This window comes from Pseudomonas sp. 14P_8.1_Bac3, from assembly GCF_025466085.1.
In the GTDB taxonomy this organism is placed as follows: Bacteria; Pseudomonadota; Gammaproteobacteria; order Pseudomonadales; family Pseudomonadaceae; genus Aquipseudomonas.
Window position 1 is genome coordinate 23,396 of sequence record NZ_JANLOD010000008.1, and the last position, 19,735, is coordinate 43,130.

The 19,735-nt window shown below is 59.3% G+C and carries 19 protein-coding genes and 2 pseudogenes; 5 read left to right on the forward strand and 16 right to left on the reverse strand.

Annotated features, from left to right (window positions below):
- Nucleotides 1–455: 455 nt before the first annotated feature.
- Nucleotides 456–1,526 (forward strand): annotated as a pseudogene (locus NTD84_RS29960) (HAMP domain-containing protein); the annotation flags it as partial.
- Nucleotides 1,527–1,796: 270 nt separating this feature from the next.
- A pseudogene (locus tag NTD84_RS29965) lies at nt 1,797–2,384 on the forward strand (methyl-accepting chemotaxis protein); the annotation flags it as partial.
- A 181-nt stretch (nt 2,385–2,565) separates the two neighbouring features.
- Here NTD84_RS29965 and NTD84_RS03000 read toward each other — a convergent pair.
- The 4 genes from NTD84_RS03000 to NTD84_RS03015 are packed head-to-tail and all read right to left on the reverse strand — an operon-like array spanning nt 2,566 to nt 5,161.
- Entirely contained in the window at nt 2,566–3,879 is a 1,314-nt protein-coding gene (locus tag NTD84_RS03000; protein ID WP_262163469.1) for a sensor histidine kinase, read from the reverse strand.
- Nucleotides 3,876–4,544, reverse strand: a complete 669-nt coding sequence (locus NTD84_RS03005) for a response regulator transcription factor (protein ID WP_262163471.1) — start codon at nt 4,542–4,544, stop codon at nt 3,876–3,878. Before NTD84_RS03005 ends, NTD84_RS03000 begins: the two co-directional genes overlap by 4 nt.
- Before the next feature lie 3 nt (nt 4,545–4,547).
- Nucleotides 4,548–4,853: a PepSY domain-containing protein gene (locus NTD84_RS03010; RefSeq protein ID WP_262163473.1), complete on the reverse strand. Its 306-nt coding sequence runs from the start codon at nt 4,851–4,853 to the stop codon at nt 4,548–4,550.
- Nucleotides 4,853–5,161, reverse strand: a complete 309-nt coding sequence (locus NTD84_RS03015) for a PepSY domain-containing protein (protein ID WP_262163474.1) — start codon at nt 5,159–5,161, stop codon at nt 4,853–4,855. Before NTD84_RS03015 ends, NTD84_RS03010 begins: the two co-directional genes overlap by 1 nt.
- A 168-nt stretch (nt 5,162–5,329) precedes the next feature.
- Between NTD84_RS03015 and NTD84_RS03020 the strand changes: the two genes are divergently transcribed.
- Together NTD84_RS03020 and NTD84_RS03025 are read left to right on the forward strand one after the other, a co-directional pair.
- Nucleotides 5,330–6,409 carry a patatin-like phospholipase family protein gene (locus tag NTD84_RS03020; RefSeq protein ID WP_262163475.1) on the forward strand — a complete coding sequence of 360 codons (1,080 nt, stop codon included), beginning with the start codon at nt 5,330–5,332 and terminating at the stop codon, nt 6,407–6,409.
- Nucleotides 6,410–6,666: 257 nt separating this feature from the next.
- Entirely contained in the window at nt 6,667–7,845 is a 1,179-nt protein-coding gene (locus NTD84_RS03025) for a tyrosine-type recombinase/integrase (RefSeq protein WP_262163477.1), read from the forward strand.
- Here the strand turns inward: NTD84_RS03025 and NTD84_RS03030 are convergent.
- From NTD84_RS03030 to NTD84_RS03040, 3 genes are read right to left on the reverse strand one after another with little or no spacing between them, the layout of a single operon-like run.
- The gene (locus NTD84_RS03030) at nt 7,842–8,357 is read right to left on the reverse strand and encodes a DUF2514 domain-containing protein (protein ID WP_262163478.1); all 516 of its coding nucleotides are present in this window, start codon (nt 8,355–8,357) and stop codon (nt 7,842–7,844) included. The two genes, NTD84_RS03025 and NTD84_RS03030, sit on opposite strands and share 4 nt — an antisense overlap.
- Entirely contained in the window at nt 8,354–8,905 is a 552-nt protein-coding gene (locus tag NTD84_RS03035) for a glycoside hydrolase family 19 protein (RefSeq protein WP_262163480.1), read from the reverse strand. The genes NTD84_RS03030 and NTD84_RS03035 overlap by 4 nt, the downstream gene beginning before the upstream one ends.
- 1 nt (nt 8,906) lies before the next feature.
- Complete coding sequence (locus NTD84_RS03040; protein WP_262163481.1) at nt 8,907–9,488, reverse strand: hypothetical protein; 582 nt, start codon at nt 9,486–9,488, stop codon at nt 8,907–8,909.
- A gap of 164 nt (nt 9,489–9,652) precedes the next feature.
- Between NTD84_RS03040 and NTD84_RS03045 the strand changes: the two genes are divergently transcribed.
- Nucleotides 9,653–10,735, forward strand: a complete 1,083-nt coding sequence (locus tag NTD84_RS03045) for an acyltransferase family protein (protein WP_262163482.1) — start codon at nt 9,653–9,655, stop codon at nt 10,733–10,735.
- Between the two features lie 25 nt (nt 10,736–10,760).
- Here the strand turns inward: NTD84_RS03045 and NTD84_RS03050 are convergent, their stop codons facing one another.
- The 9 genes from NTD84_RS03050 to NTD84_RS03090 are packed head-to-tail and all read right to left on the reverse strand — an operon-like array spanning nt 10,761 to nt 19,719.
- On the reverse strand, nt 10,761–11,051 hold the full coding sequence (locus NTD84_RS03050; RefSeq protein ID WP_262163483.1) for a hypothetical protein: 291 nt from the start codon (nt 11,049–11,051) through the stop codon (nt 10,761–10,763).
- A complete protein-coding gene (locus NTD84_RS03055) occupies nt 11,048–12,820 on the reverse strand; it encodes a hypothetical protein (protein ID WP_262163484.1) in 1,773 nt (590 codons plus the stop codon). The genes NTD84_RS03050 and NTD84_RS03055 overlap by 4 nt, the downstream gene beginning before the upstream one ends.
- 54 nt (nt 12,821–12,874) lie before the next feature.
- Nucleotides 12,875–13,531, reverse strand: coding sequence for a hypothetical protein (locus NTD84_RS03060; protein ID WP_262163485.1), 657 nt, complete (start codon nt 13,529–13,531; stop codon nt 12,875–12,877).
- Nucleotides 13,532–14,659 carry a baseplate J/gp47 family protein gene (locus tag NTD84_RS03065; protein WP_262163488.1) on the reverse strand — a complete coding sequence of 376 codons (1,128 nt, stop codon included), beginning with the start codon at nt 14,657–14,659 and terminating at the stop codon, nt 13,532–13,534.
- 1 nt (nt 14,660) lies between these two features.
- Nucleotides 14,661–15,026 (reverse strand): phage tail protein, encoded by a 366-nt coding sequence (locus NTD84_RS03070; protein ID WP_262163490.1) that lies wholly within the window; start codon nt 15,024–15,026, stop codon nt 14,661–14,663.
- Nucleotides 15,023–15,604, reverse strand: coding sequence for a phage baseplate assembly protein V (locus NTD84_RS03075; protein ID WP_262163492.1), 582 nt, complete (start codon nt 15,602–15,604; stop codon nt 15,023–15,025). Before NTD84_RS03075 ends, NTD84_RS03070 begins: the two co-directional genes overlap by 4 nt.
- Nucleotides 15,601–16,707, reverse strand: a complete 1,107-nt coding sequence (locus NTD84_RS03080) for a rhs element Vgr protein (protein ID WP_262163493.1) — start codon at nt 16,705–16,707, stop codon at nt 15,601–15,603. Before NTD84_RS03080 ends, NTD84_RS03075 begins: the two co-directional genes overlap by 4 nt.
- Nucleotides 16,708–17,691 (reverse strand): hypothetical protein, encoded by a 984-nt coding sequence (locus NTD84_RS03085; RefSeq protein WP_262163494.1) that lies wholly within the window; start codon nt 17,689–17,691, stop codon nt 16,708–16,710. It lies immediately after the preceding gene.
- Nucleotides 17,692–17,697: 6 nt separating this feature from the next.
- Nucleotides 17,698–19,719 (reverse strand): hypothetical protein, encoded by a 2,022-nt coding sequence (locus tag NTD84_RS03090; protein ID WP_262163496.1) that lies wholly within the window; start codon nt 19,717–19,719, stop codon nt 17,698–17,700.
- Between the last annotated feature and the right edge of the window lie 16 nt (nt 19,720–19,735).

The following is a 19,735-nucleotide window of genomic DNA, read 5'->3' on the forward strand; positions in this document are numbered from 1 at the left end:
AGGAGTCCGTCCGGCAGTCTGCGAAGAGGCGCCAGCGGATCAGGGAATGGGTTTTATTAGAGGGCGCGCACTGTGCCGGACCGCTACCGCCTTGTCAAAGCCGGCGCCCTCACCGGAGTCACACGGTCCTTGGGGTTTTGTGCGCTTGATCTGAATTGCAGCCGCGGCATAAAGAAAGGGGAATGACAGCCGTTACAGTGCAAAGTCTCAGATATTTATCGAATAAGGACATCTCCATGTCGATCAGACACCTTTCCATTCAATGGAAAATCACCCTGCTCGCCGGGCTCTGCCTGGCGGGCATCGTGACCCTGCTGGTGGGTCTTTCGCTGTATCGCATGGAGCACAGCTCCGCGCTGGTGAAAGCCTCGAGCATGGAGATGTTGAACGAAGCCGCCCAGGCGCGGATCGAGTCACAGGGCGAAAACCAGGCGCTGAACATTCGTCAGCAGTTCATGGACGCCTATCAGTATGGCCACGGCTTTTCGCGTCAGGTGCTGTTCCTGCGCGATCAGGCGGAAAAGCGCTTCCTCGACGCCTTCGACCTGCGTGAAGACCTGACCCGCCAGGTCAAGTCGGCGTTGCAGGCCAACCCGGAACTGCTCGGCCTGTCCTTGGTGTTCGAACCCAACGCTTTGGACGGCAAGGACGAACTGTTCGCTGGCCAGGCGGAACTGGGCAGCAACGACAAGGGCCGTTTCGCCCTGTACTGGTCGCAACCGACGCCGGGCAAGGTGACGTCGATGGCGCTGCCGGAAGCCGACATCGCCGACACCCGCACCGGCCCCAGCGGCGAACCGGCCAACGCCTGGTTCACCTGCCCGCACACGACTCTCAAGCCTTGCGTGATCGAACCCTACTTCTATGCGATCGACGGCCAGAACGTGCTGATGACCAGCATCGCCTTCCCGCTGATGCTCAACGGCAAAGTCATCGCTTCGCTGTCGGTGGACATCAACCTCAACAGCCTGCAAGCACTCAGTCAGGGCGCGAGCAAAAAGCTCTATGACGGCCAGACCAGCGTCAGCATCATCAGCCCGGCCGGCTTGCTCGCCGGTTACAGCCCGGACGCCAGCAAACTCAGCCAGCGCCTGGATGCCGTGGACAAGACCAGCGGCGCGGAGCTGGTCCGTCTGCTCGCCGCCAGCAGTCAAACCGAAAGCCTGCACAGCGAGCATCAGTTGAAGGTGCTGGCGCCGTTCCTGCCGATTCCCGGTGGCAAGCCGTGGGGCGTGTTGCTCGATGTACCGAAAAAAGTCCTGGTCGGCCCGGCGCAAGCGCTGAAAAAACAACTCGACGAGAGCAACACGACGGGCTCCCTGATTGAACTCAGCCTCGGCGTGCTGGCGGCATTGATCGGTCTGTTGCTGGTGTGGTTGATGGCGCGCAGCGTGACCCGGCCGATCCTTGGCGTGGCGCACATGCTCGAAGACATCGCCAGCGGCGAAGGTGATCTGACCCGGCGGCTGGCCTATGACAAGCAGGACGAACTGGGTCAGTTGGCCGGCTGGTTCAACCGCTTCCTCGACAAGCTGCAACCGATCATCGCCGAGGTAAAACGCTCGGTGCAGGACGCCCGCAGCACCGCGGACCAGTCCTCCGCGATCGCCACGCAAACCAGTGCCGGCATGGAGCAGCAATACCGCCAGGTCGATCAGGTGGCGACCGCTTCCCACGAAATGAGCGCCACCGCCCAGGACGTCGCCCGCAGCGCCGCGCAAGCGGCACAGGCGGCCAAGGACGCCGATCAGGCAACCCGTCGCGGCTTGACGGTGATCGACCAGACCACCAGCAGCATCGACGACCTTGCTGCCGACATGAGCGCGGCCATGGTGCAGGTCGAAGGCCTGGCGGCGAACAGCGAGAAAATCGGCTCAGTGCTGGAAGTGATTCGCGCCATCGCCGAGCAGACCAACCTGCTGGCCCTCAACGCCGCAATCGAAGCCGCCCGAGCCGGTGAAGCCGGACGCGGGTTTGCCGTGGTCGCCGACGAAGTGCGCAACCTCGCGCGGCGCACGCAGGATTCGGTAGAGGAAACCCGCGTGGTCATCGAGCAGTTGCAAAGCGGCACCCAGGAGGTGGTGGGGTCGATGAACAACAGCCACCGTCAGGCCCAGGGCAGCGTCGAGCAGGTCAGCCAGGCGGTCACGGCCTTGCGCCAGATTGGCGACGCGGTGACCGTGATCAGCGACATGAACCTGCAGATCGCATCAGCGGCGGAAGAGCAAAGCGCGGTGGCGGAAGAGATCAATAACAACGTCGCGACGATCCGCGATGTGACCGAGTCGCTGTCCGGGCAAGCGAACGAGTCGGCGCGAGTGAGCCAGTCGCTTAACAGTCTGGCGAATCAGCAGCAGAGCCTGATGGACCAGTTTCGCGTCTGACGCTCACCTCAGTTCCAATGTGGGAGCGGGCTCGCTCGCGAAGGCGGTGTGTCAGGTAACAAAGATGTCGATTGGCATACGGCCTTCGCGAGCAAGCCCGCTCCCACATTTTTGAAGGGTGACAATCTGAGGTTCTCCGATCCACTGCAGAGGCCAGCTTGCTGGCTCCTACAGGGTTAACTCAGCGTTTGGGCAGGTCGATGATGACCTTCAGGCCGCCCCACTCGCTCTCGTCCAGTCGCAACACCCCGCCCCAGGTATCGACGATATCGCGCACGATGCCCAGCCCCAATCCGTGCCCATCCGTCTGCTCATCCAGGCGCGCGCCCCGGCTGAACACCTGATCGCGCTGGTCTTCGGGAATTCCCGGCCCATCGTCTTCCACGCTCAGCTCAAACCCTGCAGCCGTTTCGACCACGCTCAAGCGCACCTCGGCGTCCGCCCATTTGCAGGCGTTGTCCAGCAGGTTGCCCAGCAGTTCCAGTAAATCCTCGCGGTCCCACGGCAACTGCAAACCTGTCGGCGCGCGATAGCTCAGCGCAAGGTGTTCGCCGTGAATCATGTTCAACGTGGCGAGCAAGCCCGGCAGTTCCCCGTCGCAATCAAACAGCGCGCCCGGCAACGCATCACCGGACAGCCGCGCGCGATTGAGCTCGCGATTGAGGCGCTGCTGGACCTGTTCCAGCTGCGCCTTGAGGATCTGCCGCAGCTCGGGATGGGCGTCGAGTTTTGCGCTGGAGGCCAGGCTCAACAACACCGCCAGTGGGGTTTTCAAGGCGTGGCCGAGGTTGCCCAACGCGTTGCGCGAACGCTTGAGGCTGTCTTCGGTGTGGGCGAGCAAATGGTTGATCTGCGCCACCAGCGGTTCAAGTTCCACCGGCACCTGGTCGTCCAGTTGCGAACGCTGGCCCTGCTGCAACTGGGCGATCTGCTCGCGCGCCCGTTCCAGTGGACGCAAGGCGCGGCGCACGGTAATGCGCTGCAACAGCAAAATCAGCAGCAAGCCCGCCAGGCCCAATCCCAGCCCTACTTGTTGCATGCGCTTGAAACTCTCGCGCACCGGGGTGTAGTCCTGGGCGACGCTGATGGAGATCGACTGACCCAAGCGACGGTAGTCCGAGCGCAACACCAGCAACTGTTGCCCTTCCGGGCCCAGTTGCAGGTTGCTCTCAAGACCGGGTTGTTCGAGGCGTGGCAATTCCTGGTCCCACAGCGAACGGGAGCGCCAGTGGTTGTCGGCGAAATCGATACGGAAATAATGTCCGGAAAACGGCCGCTGGTAGGCCGGTGACAGATGCCGTTCATCCAGCTGCAAACCCTGGGGACCGCGCACCAATGCCACCAGCAGGTTCTCGCTGTCGTTGCGCAGCCCGGCTTCGAGGTAGCGCTGCAAACCCACTTCGAACAGCCACAGGCTGGTTTGCGCCAGCACCAGGCCGACGATCACCATCACGCTGATCAGCCCCAGGCTCAAGCGGCGCTGGATCGACCTCACTGCGTTTGGCCGCCGAACAGATAACCCTGGCCACGCCGGGTTTCGATCACGCTGCGCCCGAGTTTGCGCCGCAGGTGGTTGACGTGGACTTCCAGCACGTTGGAATCGCGCTCGGTTTCACCGTCGTAGAGGTGCTCGGCGAGGTGGCTTTTCGAGAGGATCTGCTCGGGGTGCAGCATGAAATAGCGCAGCAGGCGGAATTCCGCGGCCGTGAGCTGAATGTCGGCGCCGTCGCGGGTCACGCATTGGCGGCCCTCGTCAAGGTGCAGGCCCGCCGCCTGCAACGTCGGTTGATTGACCTGGCCATGGGAGCGGCGCAGCAACGCCTGAATGCGCAGATGCAGTTCTTCAGGGTGGAACGGTTTGGTCAAGTAATCGTCGGCACCGGCCTTGAGGCCTTCGATCCGCTCAGCCCAGGAACCGCGGGCCGTGAGGATCAACACCGGCGTCGCCAGCCCGCCCGCGCGCCACTGTGCCAGCACGTCGAGGCCCGGGACACCCGGCAAGCCGAGGTCGAGGATGATCAGGTCGTAGGGTTCGCTGCTGCCCTGATAAACCGCGTCGCGACCGTCGGCCAGCCAGTCCACCGCATAGCCCTGGCGGTTAAGGCCGGCCATGAGTTCGTCGGCCAGGGGCACGTGATCTTCCACCAAGAGCAAACGCATCGGTCAATCTTCCTTGTCTTTCAGTAACTGGCCAGTGGAGGCATTCACGTCCAGCTCGCGGACCACGCCTTCGGTGGTCAGCAACTCGACTTCATAAATGTAGACGTCGTGTTTCTCTTCAAGCTCGGCTTCCAGCAGTTTCGAGCCAGGGTAGCGGTCCATGGCCTGTTTCAGCAGCTGTTCGAGCGGCAGGATCACCCCTTGCTGGCGCAGGCGCAGGGCTTCGTCCTGATCGAGATCGCGGGCCAGCACCACCGAGCAGAATGCCAGGAGCACCAGCGCCAGGCGTGAACATGAAAACACCTTCATTACGTATCCTGATGATCCTTGAGAACCTGTCCGCTGACAGCGTCCAGTTCGAGATCCCACTCAATGCCCTGTGGGTCGCGCAGCTCCACCTGATAGATGTACTTGCCGTACTCTTCTTCCAGCTCGGTTTCAGTGATCTTTGAGCCGGGGTGTTTGGCCAGCGCGGTGGCGTTGAGTTTCTCGAAAGACACAATGGTACCAGCGTCACGCAGCCGCAGGGCTTCGTCGGGGCCCAGGTCGCGGGCGTGGGCCAGGCTGGCGGTCAGGGTGAGGATCGAGGCGATGAACAGGGCAGTCAGCGTTTGCATGGGGTGTCTCCGTATTTTTATGTGTTGCATACGAGGAGCACCTTAGCGATTCGAACTTAACTGAAACTGAATTGCCATCATTGCAGTGAACCACCCGCTCCCACAGGAGATTTGTGACGCTGCCCCGTCTGTTTATAATCCGCCCGCCTGCCAGACATCGAGACCGGTATGACCGCCATCCACATCAAGTTCCCCTCCCTGACCCTCAAGGCCGGCCCGCGGGCGTTTGCACGCATCCGTGACAACGGCCTGAACGCCGCCGACGTCGGCACGCTGCCGGGTGCCGCCGGTGGGCCGAAAGCGTTGGGGATTCAAGGTCTGGACCTGGCGCTGTTCGGTGAGTGGCTGCCCGCCGCGCCCCGCGAGCGTTCGCTGATCGGCGCCTCGGTGGGTTCCTGGCGCTTCGCCAGCGCCTGCCTGCCGGACGCCGCCGAAGGCCTCCGCCGCCTCGGCCATCTCTACACCGAGCAGGATTTCGCCAAAGGCGTGACCATGGCGCAGATCAGCCAAAGCTCCCGGCGCATGCTCGACGAACTGCTCGATGGCCGCGACGCCTCGATCCTCGACAACGCGCATTACCGACTGAACATCATGGTAGTCAAAAGCCACGGCCTGCTCGCCGACGATCATCGCGGGCGTCTCGGCTTGGGTCTGTCGTCAGTGATCGCCGATAACCTGCGTGGCCGCGCGCGGCTGTCACGGCACTTCGAACGGCTGATCATCCACGACCCGCGCCTGGCGCCGCCGCTCAATGCGCTGGATGATTTTCCGTCGCGCTTCGTCGCACTGAGCGCCGGCAACCTGCGCCAGGCCCTGCTCGCCTCAGGCTCGATCCCGATGGTGATGGAAGGCGTGCGCGATCTGCCGGGCGCCGGTGCCGGGACCTTCCGCGACGGCGGTCTGCTGGATTATCACCTCGACCTGCCCTACAGCGGCGATGACATTGTGCTCTACCCGCATTTCACCGACCGGGTCATCCCCGGCTGGTTCGACAAGACCCTGCCCTGGCGCCGCGCCTGCACCACGCGCTTGCAGGATGTCCTGCTGCTGGCGCCGTCGAAGGAATACCTCGCCCGCCTGCCCTTCGGCAAACTGCCGGACCGAAACGACTTCAAGCGCTTCATGGGCGATGCGCCGAGCCGGCAGCGATACTGGCGCGCCGCAATGGATGAAAGCCGCCGGCTGGGGGACGAGTTCCTTGAACTGGCCGCCAACGGTCGCCTCGGCGAGCGCTTGCTGACCCTTTAGTCAGGACAAGCTGTTAAACTCGCCGCCTGCCCACATCGCCGCGGCGATCGCCACCTGACAGAGCTGAAAACACCTGTGGAAATCTTCAAAGATTCCACGGTAGATTCCCGCCGAAAACCCCACCGTATCTCAAACCCTCTAAAATCCCCGTATACAGCAGCGTTCCAGTATCACCGCGTACCGTGCCGAACCTTCACAGCGCCTGCGACTTAGTACATCATCCAGTACATTGAGAACAAAAATCAGAGGATGTACTAGTGGCGATCTCGGACACCGCAGCCAGGCAGGCAAAGCCAAAGGGCAAGGCTTACACGCTTCCAGACTCACTTGGGCTTTCCCTCTACATAGCGACAAGCGGCATTAAGAGTTGGCATTTTCGTTTTACTTGGTTAGGGAAGCAGGCGCGTATTTCGTTCGGGACATACCCGGACACCGGCCTAAAGGAAGCGCGCGCTCGTAGAGACGCGGCAAGGGAGGACATCGCAACAGGGATAGACCCGCGCAATTCAAGAAGGGAAAAGAAGGCCGAGATGATCGAGGCCGGAGGGCGAACCTTCCGTCGTGTGTATGACGAGTGGCTGGCATTCAGAAAGGGGAGTATCTCGCCCGGGACATACCGGATCATCAGCAACCTGATGGAACTGGACGTGTTGCCAGCGTTCGGCACAAGGCAGATTGACTCCATCAAGCGCGCTGACGTGATCACCTTGATCCGGCGCATTGAGAAACGCGGATCGGTCGCCACAGCCGTCAAAGCCCGGCAACGGACCGGACAAGTGTTCAGCTACGCCATCGCCATCGGACTGCTCGACGTCAACCCGACCGCCGAGATGCACGCCGTTACGGAAAAGATGGGGCAGCACAAGCCGCACCCGTTCTTACCCTTCAGCGAGATGCCCAAGACCATGGCCGCCATCCAGGCGTGCTCATCAGGCATACAGTTACGTGCGGCTCTGATGCTGATGATCTACACCGCTTCGCGACCAGGTGAAGTCAGGCATGCTGAGTGGTCGGAGATCGATCTTGATGCCGCAACGTGGACCACGCCGGCCGCTAAGATGAAAATGCGCAGGGACCATTCAGTTCCTCTGTCGCGCCAAGCTGTGGACCTGCTCAAAAGTATGCTGCCCATCACGGGGCACTTGCGCTACGTCTTTACTAATCGCAGCGACTCAACATCGCCGATCGGCACCAACTACGCGAATAACGTAATGGACGCATGCGGACTCACAGGAAAACAGTCACCTCACGGGTTTCGGCACCTATTCTCCACAGAAATGAACGGGCGCGGTCACAACCGCGATTGGATCGAACGGCAACTGGCCCACGCCGACAGCAGCTTCATTCGCGACGTCTACAACCACGCCACCTATCTGGAGCAGCGCAGAGAGATGATGCAGGAATGGGCCGATCTAGTGACGCCAAAAAACACCTAGTGCCCGAGCCCGTCGAAGGCCTGTTCACAGGTCACTCCGCGTCCGTGGCTTTGATCAGCATAGATCGCCAAATCTCCCGCTCTTTCATCAGCGCGCTTGAACACGTCGGCAAACACCATGATGGCACGAGTAGCTGCTGCGCTTGTGGCGGCAGTGCAGGAATGGCCGCTGGCCTGACTGGCTGCGAGTCGAGCGGCAAGGGCGTCGGCTGTCCCGCGCAGGCTGTCAGCAGAAGCGCGAGCAGTGACAGCATCGGCAGTGACTTGATCAATGATCTGTTGGCCATTCTGGATCGCCTTGTTGATTGACTGTTGATAGGCCTGCTCCTTTGTGCGCTCGGCGGCCTCGTTTACCTCCCTGGCTTGTGCGTCCCGCGTATCGCGTGCGCTCCATTGCGACTGCCATGTCGCGCTTGTGACGCTCACGCCGTGGCGGTAGGCCCCATACAGAGCGCCCAGAACCAACAGCACCGCAGCTATATAAGGAAGGATCTTCAGCAGGAGTGCGTTCATGCCAGTACCTTCAGAGCTACGTTATAGAAGGCCAATCGCTCAGCCAGACCATTGACCCCACCGTTGATGCGCCGGGTGATCATCTCGAAGGATCCGGAGTCAGCCAAAGCATTCAGATTGCGCGAGTTCCAGAACCACGCCGCAGACTTACACGCCCACTCCGCCTGTTCGAGGAGTTCAGGCGTGCGCAACAGACGGTCGTCGCCGAAAAGTGCCTTGCTGCATGCCAGATAGTTGTCGTGCCCGGTAATCTGAATCAGGCCCCTGCCACGGTACTTCTGCCCGTCCCCGTCCGCCTCGGGCGTGTTGCCCAAGCGCTTGGCCAATGGGCCGATGTCGTACTTGCTCAGGTACTGGTCGCCGCCGAGCTCACGTACATAGCGGAACTGGCCAGACTCATGACCCACTTGGGCAATGAACGCCGCCATACGCAAACGGGTGTTGATCTGGAAGCGATCCATGGCCAAATTCAGCGCAGACGCAAAAACGCCGGCTTGTTTGCCGGCGTTCGGGAGGATCTGCAGCAACTGCTGAGCGGTGATTGGCATGTCAGATCGCCTTGTAGAAATTGATTTTGGTGGTCATGCCCTTGGGCTCTTCGGTCGTTCCCGCATGGCTTGGCTTGACCTTGAAGCCGAAGCGCACAACGAAAGCGTGTTCCGCGCTCCACTGGTGAACCCAATAGAAGCCGTACCAGTGCTTTCCGCCGTTCTCGACGTTGACGAACTGCCAACCGGCTTGGCCCGGGCTGTCCTCGACGGTGTAGTCGCCGCGGTAAGTGATCGTGCTGCCCTTGATCGGCGCCTGCCACAACTTGACGAAGCGCATGTTGTTGACCGGGTTGCGCACGGCAGCCCACCACCACATCGCCTTGAACGAGTCGACCGGCCAGCCGAAGGGCGTATTGGCCGCCCACCAGCCGCGCTTGTCGCCTAGCAGGCCGTCGTAGTCGTTGCCGAACAGCCATACCCAATTTGGCAGGTTGACTATCGGGCGCCCATCGCTGCCACTGACGCCAGGCACGCGGAACGGGATCGCCGCAGCCACCACAAACAACCCCAGCAGATCAAGAATCAGGTTCGACACCAGCAGGAAGACCCACTGGACGAGCGCCTTGCAGATGTCGAGCATGATTTTCTCCGGGCGTGATAAATTCGCATTACGCGGATAGCGAGGCGCGAATGTTGGTTCGTATTTAGGAAGGAAGAGCAAACGTCAATCAGGTATCATACGTTTTATTGCCAGCCACATAAGACCAGCGTCATAAATAACCCTGGCTGAACAAGGATGTGAATATGCATCGAATCCACTCTATCGATTACCTGCGCGGATTAATGGCGCTTTCCGTTTTGCTTTATCATTTTATGAGTTGGACTATTGGTGTTCCCGACCCTTCTTCTGTAATTGGGAGACTTGGTATATATGGGGTGTCGACATTTTACATCGTTAGCGGGATGTCGCTTTTTATCGCATACAAAAGTTCAACATGGGGCGTTATCGACATTTTTTACTTTGTGGCAAAGCGCTACCTTCGACTTATCCCAGCCTTCTGGGTAGCCTGTACGCTGTTGATTTGGATGGTATCTGTTATGTCTCCATCCTTCGAGATCACTGATGACAAAATCATCTCGAACTTCACTCTAAGTTTCGGATTCACCAAGCCTGGAGACTATTTAACTACAGGCGGATGGTCAATCGGAAATGAGATGGTTTTTTATGCATTTTTCCCATTAGTCATGATGTTACCAAGGTTCAGACCGACACTAATGATCATATCTTTATTGTTGAGCTTTTCTATCTATTGGTATTTCGCATTTATCAAGTTAACCCCATCGTTAGATTTTGGTGATCAGTGGTATACGTACATTGATCCGATGAATCAGGCATTTCTGTTTTTCGCGGGGGTGGCAATCGCATGGGTGAGCACAACCCATAAACTAATGGGTAACAGATCTAATACACTAATACTTTTTGCATCAATAGCGGTCTTCTGTTTTTACCCAGCATCGGGAAACCAAATAAATATTATTTATGGCTGGACTCGGCTAGCGTTCACCGCCGCGTGTGCAGCGTGTTGTTTTGCAGTGCTGAACACTGAATTTAAAATAAACGAGTTTTCCAAAAAAATCTTATATACAGCTGGAGTTCTGTCTTATTCTCTGTATATGTTCCATGGCATTTTTGCGGACTTCTCACTTCAAGTAATTGCGCCGCGCCTTGGAATAACAACACAAAGCAAACAGTTAGCCTTGCTGCTCTTGGTTACACTTCCTGCGCTTATTTTGTTTACATACTTTTTCTTCAAGTTTGTCGAGGCGCCGGTTATGAGTCTTGGCAGGCACTTGAAATCTGGAAAATACCCCGCGCCCGCCACATAAATTACGCCATCCTTGGCCACATAGGTCACGCAGGGAGTGGGTATCTGGCCTTGATTGCGGACACTGCCAATATCCATTCTGCGTAGTCTGGTTCCAGGCCTGCAGCCTGGGCATCATAATCGGCTTCGTTTTTTATCGGGTCCGATTCGAGAGAATATGCTGCCCTGCGCCTGGCTTGTACCTCACCTTTAGTTTGTACGGTTGCAAAATCTGGCGGTTCTTTCGAAAAAACCTCGTTATCACTAACTCCACTTTCATTTTCAACGCATCGGAAACCAAGCTTGTCCTTTCTTACGGCATATCCTGGCGCACTCATATAGTGTCCTCCCATCCTGCGCAACTTGCGGTACAGCTAGCCGCCGCTACGTTGCCAGCGTAATAAATTGCCGGTGTTTCGAACATGATGTCAGCAAGCAACACCACGTTCCCACCCGAAGAACTTGATGTAACTGCCGGAGAACCAGCGCCAACGGAAACATTTGAGTTTGGCGAAATCTGTATGGTTCCACTAAGTACAAACATAGAAACAGTGATGCTCGCTGCTGTCGGGGGTACGGGGAGAGCTACACTGTTAACAATTACAGCCGTAACACCGATCGTCCCCTGAACGCCGGCGGCCACGACAGGCAATATAGTGGTGTTCGACCCCGGCGCCACCTTGTACCGCGCGCGGCGGCCGTACTGAATGATGCTGAACGGGAACTTGCTACCGGTGTTGTCCGTGCGCACTGCGCCAACCCTGGCTTTATGCGTGTAGCCAGAAGGAAGCGTAGGAGCAGTTGACGACAGCGAGAGCAGCCCTGCCGTTGTAGTGCCGTTCCAGATGACCCAGACGTAGTACCACGTCAGTACGGTCTGAGAGCTGCCCGCGCCGACGTCAAGGCCGTTTGCGCCGGCATTGGCGAAGCTTGGGGCAATGCTGATGCCGCGCAGCGTTTGATATTGGTTCGAGCTGTTCTCGACCACCAGCTCGTCGGCAGAGACGGTGACTACGGCGCTGAGACCTGTGGTAGACAGCACCAAGTTCTTGAAGAGACCCTGCAGAGTCGGCCCGGCCGCCACCAAGGTTTGGGCCTGGCCAAGCGGTACGGCGTGCTGGCTTTTCGTGGCAGTTGCCACTTGAGCGCCACCGCCAGTGGCATCAGTCAACACCCAGGAGCCGGCGCCGACCGAGCTATTCCACTGCAGCCATGCATCGCCAGTCGCAACCATCTCCCCGCCTTGAAGCGCAGCATGAGCAGCGCCGACAATCGGAGCGGCGGCAATTACGCCAGGGGCCGGCGTGAAGGTGCTGGCCGCAGTGTTGGCGTTTGCGACCTTGATGCAAACACGCATCTTGTCAGTGAGCGAGGTGATAGCCGGCGTGAAGTTGGCGGCGTAGGTGTTGGCGGTGCCAATGTCATTGGCGTTCAGCGTCTGACCGGACTGCATCGACTGCAGCAGGCCCGCGGGCAGCAGCGGTGCGCCACTGTACTGGGCGATGTTGCCCGCAGTGATGGTCGTTTGGCCAAAGGCCACAGTCACGACATAGAGGCCAATGTAGCCAGCGTCAGGAGCCGGGGTAACTTGGCTGCCAGTGACGGCCGAGGCACCAGCCTTCACTGCCACAACTGCTGCGCCCTTCCGGTTGGTGTTCTGCGTCAGGCCATTGTTACCCATACCGCTATAAGGCATGGCAGGGTTGGCGCTGTTGTAATACGGCAAGAGCACTGGCGTGGAGTCGGTGTCCTGATAGGTCACTTGCACCAGATAGTTGATGGATTGGCCAGTGGTGCCCGGGGCTGGGCAGCTCAGCGTCACGCCATCGAGCAGGATACCCTGCTTCATGATCGAGTGTGTGGTGTCCGCGGGGAGCGTAGAGAACGCCAGTGCGTCAATGCTGGTCAGGCTGTAAATCTCGCCAGGAGCACAAATCACTTGCAGCGAAGCCGGACCAGTGGGCGTAACGGCGAACCCGTTGGCCATGGTGCTGGTGCCGAGAACTGCCGCGGAAAGTTTTGCCACACCGATCATGGCGTCTTTTGCCATCTGGAGCAGGCTGGTTTCCGGCAGAATCTGGCCCGGGTAAACGATCTGTCTGTCCATGGAATCCCCAATAAAAAGCCCGCTCAAGGCGGGCATAGAGTTGAATGAGTGAAATCAGCTGGTGATTCGATACCAGACCGTGGAGCCATACATCTTGGTGGCTTCAATGGCGGCGACGATATCGGCGTCGGATACATCGGCGAACAGTTGTGAGGCCGGGACCAGGGCGCTGGTCTGCGAGAGCCCGAACCAATTGGTGGCTAGCCCCGGCCAGTTCGCCGCGCCGCTGCCGCTTGGCCTGTAGGCAGTGACAAACGCCTGATAGGGACAGCTGATAGAGCCGACAGGCCCCGCCACACCGAGCCCGAGCGTGATGCCAAGACAACCGCAGTCGTCTGGCTTGGCCGGCTCAATAATCAATGGGTGCCGCCCGGTCAGATCGAACAGGACTTGGTCGATGCTTCGGCGTGTTGCCCGCTCACGGAAAATGTTGATCAGAATCCGGTTTCGATAGCTCTGGTCGAGCTGCGTGGCGTAGCGCAACAGGTTGTTTCCGAAGAAATCCAGCCCGATCAAATCAAGCCAGCCGTCGGTAGCCGTCTTGATCCGCGTCTGGTTCTTGGCGTACAGGTAGAGGGTGAAACCCCAGGAGAGCGCTTGGGCATAGCCCCACAGCAGCGCGTCTCTGACGGGGTTGTTGTCGCCGAACCAGCCTGGAGGCAAAAGGCTCTTCAGCCGGCCGAACATGTCCGTTTGGTCGCCAACGCTCATTTAAGCCACCGCTACTGTGCCGGGTCGGATGACCTGTTTATTGGTTGCACCGACATCCGCGATGCCGCCATTGAGCAGAACACCGGAAACGTTGGTGATGGCAGGCGTCACCGCGTATGCAATGGCCGCAAGTTGCGTATAGGGCAGGATCTGGCCCAGCTTGAGGCTGGAAATGTAAGCCTGGATCGCCGTGGTAACCTGCGCCACGACAACGCTGTGCGTCACCGATGGGTCGGTGGTGATGGTCATCGCAACGTTGGCCGTCACCAGAACGGGGGCGAACACACCGTATCGGGTAGTGAACCCGCGAACCGATTCGATGGCGGCCGCAGCGGACACCAGAAACGCCCCGGAAGGCGCCCCGCTGCCATCGTCAACCACGGCGTAGAAGTAACCGTACAGCGTGTTACCGCTGTAATCCTGGTTCTCAGTCAAGGTGTAGGAGACGCCCTGCTGCATCGAGGACAGCGCAAAGCCGATGGCGGCCTTGGTGGCCTTCGACAAGGACTGAACCCACAACACAAAGCGTGCGCGGAAGGCTTCATCCGTCTCAGGATCAACGCCATTGGCGAACACGGTCGTGTTTGTGACAGTGTCGATGCCCGGGATGCTGCCGACGATCACCGTGACAGTCCCGACCAGCGCGTTACCCGCAGCGCCTGCAGTGCTGGCGATTACGGGCACCGTCGCCGATGCCGTTCCGCCCGGGATCAGATAGCCGCCCAGCGTGGCGTTGTACAGCACGTTGGTGGTGTCTATCGTTACCGAAAACTGCTGCGAGCCATCAGTCGAGCCGACCAGGGCGCCGATAGGAATCAGCGCCGGATTGGTCGGGGTAAACCGAGAGTAGGTGACGCTGCCTGTCGCAAAGCTTGCCGAGAGCCGGTAAAAGCCGAAGTCAGCCATCCATCTGTCAAGATCAGCGCCAGAAGACGTAGATGCTCTGGTGGTAGCCAGCAGCGTGACGATCAGCTGCTGCAGCCACTGGAGAATACTGGCGTTGCTTTCTGTAATAGCCCGCAACAAAGAGCCAATGGTGAAATCGACGAGCCCGGCGGCGCGGCCTTGGATGGCCGTCACCTGGTCCCGAACCAGCGTGGTGAAGTCCTTGATATTTAGCGATGCCATATCAGCGATTTACCTCAAACGAGAGCGTCACCGGCTCGCCTGAGGCAGAGTCGGTGTAGCTGATATTGACGGAGAGGGTTTCATTCGACGGTGTGACAGAAATGACCGGGGCGGGCTTTTTCATCACGCAGTCTTCCAGCAGGATCTGGCCGCGGATCAGGGAGATGATCTCGGGAATGTTCGTCAGCGCGCCAACGTATCGGCCCAGGCCTGCGCCATATTCCGGGTGAAAAATGTAGTCGCCCGGGTTGGTGATCAGTCGCCGAAGGATGCGCTGCTTGCCGCGCTCCATGCCCTCGACAGGTGAGAGGCTGCCGGTCGGCGACAACGAAAGGTCGTCGCCGACGTAGTGATTCAAATCTTTCATGGCACAGGCACTCCTGATGTCCCGGTGCCAAATTGCACTTGGCTGGTTTTGTGCAGTTTCAAACTGATCGTGTCGGCCTTGACGTCGCCTCCAGTGACCACTATCCCTGTGCTGTCCGTCACGGTGAGGGTGTGGTCCATCGTTACGGGGCCACCAGTAAAGTGGTGCGCCGGGGCGTCATAGTTGATGGCAACCTCCGAATGGAGCGACACGGTGCCGTCCGTGTTGAACTTGAGCAACGCCCCAGACTGATGGACCATCCAGATTTCACCGGAGGGAACGGGCATCGGCAGGCTCTGGCTATTTGTGTGTCTGCAGATCACTTTCCCGAGGTTTGCGTCTGAGGAGTCGAACGATACGGTCACCTCGTCGCCGATCTGCGGGCCGATCTGCACCCCCCAGCCATTGCCGACCCCAGGGCAGTCGAGCGGCATCCAGTTGGTCTCTCGACCTTCGGGTTGAATGGCGACCTTCACCACCCCGTTTGCAGGGTCATAGCTGGTGATCGTCCCGGTGCGCGGGCCAGTCAGGTCATCCGACTGCTGCTGCCGCATAGCATTGGCAAGGTCTGCAATCACGGCTGCACCATTGAGTTAGGGTTATGGTTCTTGGCCGAAAGGCTCATGGTGTAGCCCGATTCAAAGCTCAGTGAGCGACGAACCGAATCGACGTAATACAGCTGGTCGAAGCCCGAGCCCGTCCCTTCGACGCGAACGATGGTGTTCGGCATCAGCGAGTTGTCGCCCGGCAAAGAGCCGTACATGCGCATCTCGTGATTGGTGATCTGCTTGTGAATCTTCTGCGCCAGTTGCTGCGCGGCATACTGGTCGAGCCCGTTGCGCTTGATCTCGTAGACCTGGCGCCTGGCAACAGCCTGCCCTGGTGAGATCCCCTTGGCCGAGTTGTTCGGGTAGGTCGCCTTGTAGGTTTTCCCGTCCTTGTAGGACAGGACCTGCACCGTCACGCCGCGAGCCAGGGTAAGGTCGCGCTCAAACGTAAGGTCGTCGGACGTGTTGCACTGCGGGTAAGCCAGTTCGCCGGGCTCAACCCAGCGAATCAGGTATTGGTCAGTGGTGTCTGGATCAAGCGCCGGCTCGTAGTGCAGCTCGTCGCCCATCACGTAGACCTGAAATCCGTCCAACCCGGCGAAGTAGGCCAGCAAGTCCCACTCGGTGCGCTCATCCGTGCAGTGCGCGTGATCCCACTTGGTGATCCCGCCCACCTGCGTGGCGGTGGCCGTCACTACAGGCTTCAGGCCGCGGCGGTTCGCCAACAGGGTGGCGACCTCGCTGGTGGTCATGTTGGCGAATTTCTCGTTGGTCTTCGTGTCGATGAACTTGCTGGTGTAGTCGCGGCCGTCAAGGTTGACCTCAAAACGGCTCATCGGAACGCTCAGGCGGTCCACCGTGCCAACAATCAGCGTCCGCCAGTCCTCGATATTGCTGTCGATAAGCCCAATGGAAATGGACACCTCGATCGATGTCTGCGCGCCCCACCATTGCACCGTGTTATAGGGTGGCGGCATGTCATCGCGCGCAAACTGCACCGCGAAGGTGTCCGCCGAGTAGAAGGCGTTACTGTCGATATCGCAGGACACAAACGGCACCTCAACCCCATTGAGAAGCAGGCGGCCGGCTACCTGCCGGACGATTTGCTCTGTCTCGGCTGTATTCAGGTCCACTTATTCACCTACTGGGATTTTGATCGTCTGGATGCCGTCGAGTTGAGGGTCGACGATGCTGTTGGCGGCGGCGATCTCGGTCCAGCGTGACTGGTCGCCGTAACTGTCGGCAGCCACCTTCTGGAGCGTGGAATTGCTGGTGGTGACGCTGGAGGTGCCGTTAGCCAGCGGGCCGGCCAGAACGTTTTTCTGCATCCGCTCCAGTACGCTCTGCATCTGATACAGCGGCGCCAGCTGGGTCAGCGCAGCGCCTTGGCGCAGTACGTTCCTGGCTGCGGTCGCTACCGGGTTGCCCGGCACCAGGCCGCCCAGCGTGGTGATGTCGTTGACCGACGCGCCCACTTGAGCAATGACCGACTGCACCACGGCCTGAGCGGCCACCAGCGGACGAATCACCGTCTGGATGGTGTCGATGGTGGCATTGGCGAACCCTTGCACCTGCGAAACGGCGTCCTTAACGGTATTAATCGTGCTGGTGACCGCATCAGAATTGATGATGCTGGCCAGGCCAAGCGATTCTCCGACGTCGCTGTTGATCAGCGCGTCGAGCGTGCCGGCCAGCGCGTTTTCGGTAACCGGCGCATCCAGGCGCGCCACGACCAGCAAATCAATGCTGTAGTAGCGACGGTAGACATGCTCGAAGCGCGCCTCGAAGTCTTCAATCAGGACGCTGAAGTAATAGCCGTCCATGTTGAATGTGAGCGGCTGGCCGAGATCGCGCAGCGTTTCCAGCTCCGTGACTCGATCGCCGGCCGTTGCGCCCGTCATCCAGCCGGACCAGTTGATGTTTTTGTAATCCAGCCCCAAAACATCGACGACGCGCTTGCCACCCACCAGCTTATGTACGACCAACCGCTGTTTGGCGCCGATCGTCACCGCCTCTGGAACCTCCAGGCCTGTGAACTCGACATCGCCGACGATCAATCGGGTGGCAAACGGATCCCCGCCCGGAGCGAAGTTGTCCAGGAAGCTCGTAAAGCCCATCGTTGATCACCTCGGGTAGGCTGTGCTCGGAGTTCCTGGCATCAGCATGCTGCGGGTAGGGTCGAAGCCCTGCGTTCCGGTCCGTGGCTTGGCCGCTTCCTTGGCCGCACGCTGAATCACGACGTCCGTCAGCTTCTTGCCGTCCAGGTACAGATTGATGTTCTGGTCTTCCTTGCCGGCGGACTTGCCCGGAACCGGAGCCACCAAAGGCGACCAAGGTTCGCGCGCCTGAGACTTTCCCCTGAAATCATCGGCGAAGGTCGTCTTCGAGATCTGCATCGATGCGGGAAGGATCAGGTTGGCGCCGGCGATCAGCGTGTTGAAGATCGTCTGCCAGCCAGTCAGGAACACGAGCGCGAAGGACTTGAAGGCCCCGCCGATATCACCATTGAACAGCTTGACGAATCCGGTCTTCATGTCATTCCACATCAGCTTCAGCGAGGCACTGATCTCCTTCCAGTTGTTCCAGAGGAGGAACGCGGCCAGAGCAATAGCCGTTACGACCAAGCCGATCGGGCTCATCAACAGTGCGCGACCGAGGAACGCTACTGCCTTGCCGATGTTCATGATGAACACCACAAGGTAAGTCCCCATGCGCGCGATCCACGGCACCAGCGGTGCAAGCGCGCCGGAAGACACGAACAGCAAGGCTTTGCCGAGCAGCAAGAATCCGCGGCCAGCGGCCAGCACCAGGTTGATAAGGCCGCCAGTGATGAGCGCTGCAGAAAGGCCCAGGAGCGCGTACGTGATCCCTTTAACTGCGCCCTGATTCTTGTCCATCCACCCAGCCAGATCTTTCAAAGCAGGGTTCAGCTTGTCGAGCGCTTTGATCGCCAGGGGCAACACCACGGCGCCGAGGTTGAGCATCAGGTCTCTCCACTTGGCGCCGAACTCAATTTCCTTGCCGGCCAGCGTAGTCTTGGCGTTTTTCGTCAGCTCGTCGATGCCCGCGGCGCCGGCGTTCAGCTTCATGTTCTTCTCGATGTTGGCCTGCTGCAGGAACATCGTCGAATAGAGCTGAGAAGCCGTGCGGTTGGTAAAGATCGCACCGATTTCATTGAGGATCGCCTGCTTGTCGGTAATCCCCTTGGCGGCGAAGGCTGGCAGCATCACCGACTGCATCCATTTGAACGGGTCAGCCACCATCATGTCGGAGCCGCTAACGGCGCCGGGCTTGATTTGCTTGATGTTCCCGACCTTGTCGTAATCGACTTTCCCTGGGTCAAGCATGCCGATGCGCATCAACTCATTGGCCGCGCGTTGCGTAGTACGTCCTTGCACCAGGTTCTGGTAGGCCGACATCAGTCCTGTACCGACCCGTGAGCCGCCCATCTCCTGAATCAGCGGCTCCATGCCGTAGTAGAAGTTCTCATCCTTGATTCCCTTGGCTGCCACGCCACCGGTCTTGATGAAGTTCAGGAACTCATTGGCGCCGACGCGGCCACCTGTTGCGGTCTGAACCTGCTGAACCATGTTAGCCTGCTTGGTGAAGGCCTCTTGGCTGGCCAGACCACCACGCATTTCGATGACTTTTAGCATGTCCATGAAGGCACGATCTTTCATCGCGCCGCCTTCGTCGCCATACAGTGCGGCGTTGGCAAACTTCATCTTGGACAGCAGGGGAACCACCATCTTGGCTTCTTGGAAGTCCCCGAAAACGGTTTGCGCATCCCGCAGAAGACCGAGGTTCTCGCGGATGCTGGTGCCGTAGGTGTCCATGCCGCTAGCGAACTTCACCGCGTCAGTGGTCACCTTGTCGCCCAGGCCAAGTGAGCGGAAGCGCTCAACCTCGTTCTGGAATTTCTTCGCCTCGTCGAGCGGAGCCTTGAACATCGCGGCAATCCCAAGCCCGCCGGCCACCATGAGGCCCCCGATGGCGCCTTGCTTACCGATCGATGCGAGCTTAGCATTGAGCTTGTCGACATCCTGGCCAGTCGTGGCGAGGCTTTTGCTGATCATAAGCATGCCGGCACTGACGTGGTTGATCAGCGACAACTTGACGGCTACCGAGTACGCCTCAAAAGCCATAATGACAATTCCTATT